The following is a 3,577-nucleotide window of genomic DNA, read 5'->3' as shown; positions in this document are numbered from 1 at the left end:
TTTGCCACCAACTTGAGGCGCGAAGGAGAACCCATGCCGAAAACCCCGCTATCGCCGGTAAGTAAACAACATAATAGCGCGTGGGCGAATAGTTAATAACCGACATCAAAAGCCATCCCCCAAGTAGCCATCCTGCCATTAAAAGCCCTATCCCATCATTCTCACCAAGTTTATTCTTCCAGTTCAACAGCATAAAAAACCCAAAAAGGCAAAGGGCGAAAAGTACCGATTGGTGAATGATATGGAAATGCGCCCAGCCTTTATATTGGCCGAACAGACCGAGGTTGATGTTCCTTAATAGGTCGGCCATCGAGTGCGGTTGAAGCTGAACATAGCGGTAGTGATGCACCATGCGGGTGATTTCGGTATGGTTTGGTTGCGACCAGGCGAAATGCCAGATAGCAAAGACGACAATAAACCCCAACCCGAGCCAGAGTAATGGGCGGTACTTATGCCCTTTCATACATAACAAAGCCAAGAGGAAACCGGGAAGAATAACTGCTGCCGAAAATTTTGTCGTTACAGCTATTGCGACTAAAGCGCCGGCTAGAACCAAAGGGATGACTTGGCGCTTTGCTTTTTGTGAGATTGCCCAGACATAGACCGCTAGGCAAAGCACCATAGCTATCGGCGTTTCGATGAGGGCAATACGGTTGTAAAGCAGAAAGGCATGGTCGAGGGCCAAAAACAGGAAGGCAAGCCAACCGGCGCGCTTTCCCATTACTCGATTAAATGCCAGTCCAAGAAAAACTGCTGCCAATAGCCCGCATACCGCCGTCATCGCCCTGACTGGCTCATAACTCACGCCGAATAGCCTAAATAGTCCTACTTGAACAAGATGAAGGAGGGGGCTTAGCACCATATTGTTGAATTCATCCAAGCGCGTCTGGCCGAACAGTACCAGATTACGGGCATTGGTGAAATAGTAAGCTTCGTCGGTGAAAAGGCCAGTGCTCCAGTCGAGACGCCAATCGGGGTCTGCTTTTAGGGAAATAAATCGGAAGAAAATGGCGCAAAAAGTAAAGAGGACGACTCCCACCAACCCCACCCATCGTTTAAGCGATGTGAATTGGATCTTGGAGCCGCCCGTTGGATCGATATGCTCTTCCTTCCAAAACAACTGAGATAAAGATTCTAGCATTATTTACAGGTTTCTTCAATAGTCTGCACAAAACTCGCAAAGAATCCACGGCTATCCCAAGGCCCAGGCGATGCCTCAGGATGGTATTGAATGGTAATTACTTTTTGCTTCGGAATTTGCAGCCCTTCAACCGTGCCATCGTTGAGATTTACACGGGCCACTTCAGTATCTTTATTTAATCCTTCGGGCGAAACAGCATAGCCATGGTTCTGCGAGGTGATTGTTACCTGGTTAGTGACGAGGTCTTTAACAGGGTGGTTGCTGCCGCGATGGCCGAATTTGAGTTTGAAAGTACTGCCGCCCTTCACAGTGCCGATTATCTGATGTCCTAAGCAGATACCCATAATCGGTGTGCGCCCCAACAGGTCTTTGATGTTATTGGCTATATGACCGAGTCGGGCAGGGTCGCCAGGGCCGGGGGAAAGCACAACCCCTTCAGGTTTGTAAGCCATTATCTCTTCGGCGGTAGAAGTGCAGGGAACGACAACACTTCGGCACCCTTGTGCGGCCAGTCGGCGAAGAATGTTGTACTTGGTGCCCATATCGAGTACGACCACATGATGGCGATAGCTTTGTTTATCCCCTTCAACCGCTTCGCGCCCATCGCGTCCCCATGCATAGGGTTCCTTAGTGCTGACCTCATCAACGAAATCGGTCTCGCCATAGCCCTTCATACTTTGGAGGCGTTTGAGAGCTTCATCGGGTGTCTCAGTGCTCGTAATCGTTCCCATCATAACGCCATAGCTTCGAAGTTTACGGGTGATGGCGCGGGTATCGACCCCCTGCAGACCGATGATATTGCGCTGTTTCATATACTCTTCAAGGGTCATTCGGCTTCGCCAGTTGCTAGGCTCGGTGCATGCTTCTCGAACGATCAGTCCTCTCGGTTGCACCTTGTCCGATTCGAAATCGTCGTCGTTGATGCCGTAATTTCCGATCAGTGGGTAGGTGAGCATCACAATTTGGCCTGCGTAGGAAGGATCGGTCAGGATTTCCTGATAACCTGTCATACCGGTATTAAAGACAACTTCGCCCGACGAAAAGCCTTCGGCTCCAAGCGAATCGCCCTCAAATACCGTTCCATCCTGCAGTACCAAATACGCTCTCATGTTACTTCCCTTGACTAGTGATCCCCAAGAATAGGGGGTCACGGTAGATAATATCGCTCCAAATAGTCATCATCGCCTTGCCTTTGAGCTTCCAACCGTGGAAAGGCGTGTTTCGTGCCTTGGAGCGGAATACTTGTGCGTCGACTGTCCATTCCATGTTGGGGTCGACCACAGTGACTTGCGCCAAGGACAACATATCAGTTCGCAGCGACCCGCCCATCAGGTTCACAGCTTTAGAAGGGTTGGTGCTTAAGCGGCGCACTGTTTCAAGAGGCGATAGCACCCCTTTGTGAGTGAGATGGGTTAAGGTCAACCCGACCAGTGTTTCTATTCCTGCAATCCCGAATGCCGCCTCAGCGAAAGTGGTTTCCTTTTCGAAGTTGGCATGGGGGGCATGATCGGAGGCGATGCAATCAATGACTCCGTCTGCGAGCCCTTGAATAATGGCTTCTACATCGCGTTGAGTCCGAAGCGGAGGACTGCACTTGGTGTTGGTGTCATACTCCTCAATCGCTTCTTCAGTCAATATAAAGTGATGGGGGCAAGCTTCTGCAGTGATGGGTGCGCCTAGCCCTTTGGCGGCTTTAATTAATTCAACGCTCCACCAAGTCGAAACATGCGCAATGTGAAGGCGGCACTGGGTGTACAGGCTTAGGATGCAATTGCGGGCAACTTGCACTTCTTCCGCTTCACGAGGCATCCCTTTCAAACCCAATATTGTGCTGATACGTCCCGCATTCATCACGCCGCCATCACTAAGAGATTTATCTTCGCAATGAGTGACGACCGGCAGGTTGAGCATTTTACAATACTCCATCCCACGCCTTAACATTTCAGCGTTTTGAATGGGGAAGGCATCATCGGAAGCGGCAACCGCTCCTGCTTCTTGAAGTTCGGCAAGGTTGGTAAGTTGCTCGCCCTTCATCCCTTTTGTGAGGGCGCATATGGGTTCGACAGCTACACCGCCCGCCTCTGGATCAAACATCCTCTCTCGAAGTCCGACTATCAGGTGTGGATTATCCAAGGGTGGAGTTGTGTTTGGCATACAGCAGATAGTGGTGAACCCACCAGCGGCAGCGGCATGGGTGCCGGTGATGACTGTTTCCTTATACTCTTGCCCAGGTTCGCGCAGGTGCACGTGAACGTCGATAAATCCTGGACAGACCCATAAGTTCGTGCAATCGACTTCCTGATCTGCCTTTGCGCCAGCAGCATCCTTGCCGATCGCCAGTACGCGCTCATCGCCTAAAAGCACATCGGCGACCATGTCAATCTTTTGTGCCGGATCAAGTACCCGACCGTTACGAAGCAGTAATCGCATTTGACG

The 3,577-nt window shown here is 50.8% G+C and carries 3 protein-coding genes; all 3 read right to left on the bottom strand.

Annotated elements, in window-relative coordinates; all coding sequences use genetic code 11:
• A partial coding sequence (locus WCO51_11165; protein ID MEI6513814.1) for a glycosyltransferase family 39 protein occupies positions 1-1,141 on the bottom strand: 1,141 nt, incomplete at its 3' end.
• Complete coding sequence (gene carA / locus WCO51_11160; GenBank protein ID MEI6513813.1) at positions 1,141-2,250, bottom strand: glutamine-hydrolyzing carbamoyl-phosphate synthase small subunit; 1,110 nt, start codon at positions 2,248-2,250, stop codon at positions 1,141-1,143. The genes carA and WCO51_11165, both read right to left, overlap by 1 nt.
• Before the next feature lies 1 nt (position 2,251).
• A partial coding sequence (locus WCO51_11155) for a dihydroorotase (GenBank protein MEI6513812.1) occupies positions 2,252-3,577 on the bottom strand: 1,326 nt, incomplete at its 5' end.

The sequence above is a fragment of the bacterium genome (assembly GCA_037131655.1).
Lineage (GTDB): Bacteria > Armatimonadota > Fimbriimonadia > Fimbriimonadales > JBAXQP01 > JBAXQP01.
The sequence above is the reverse complement of the archived record's forward strand: the minus strand, read 5'-3'. Positions and strand labels throughout refer to the sequence as shown.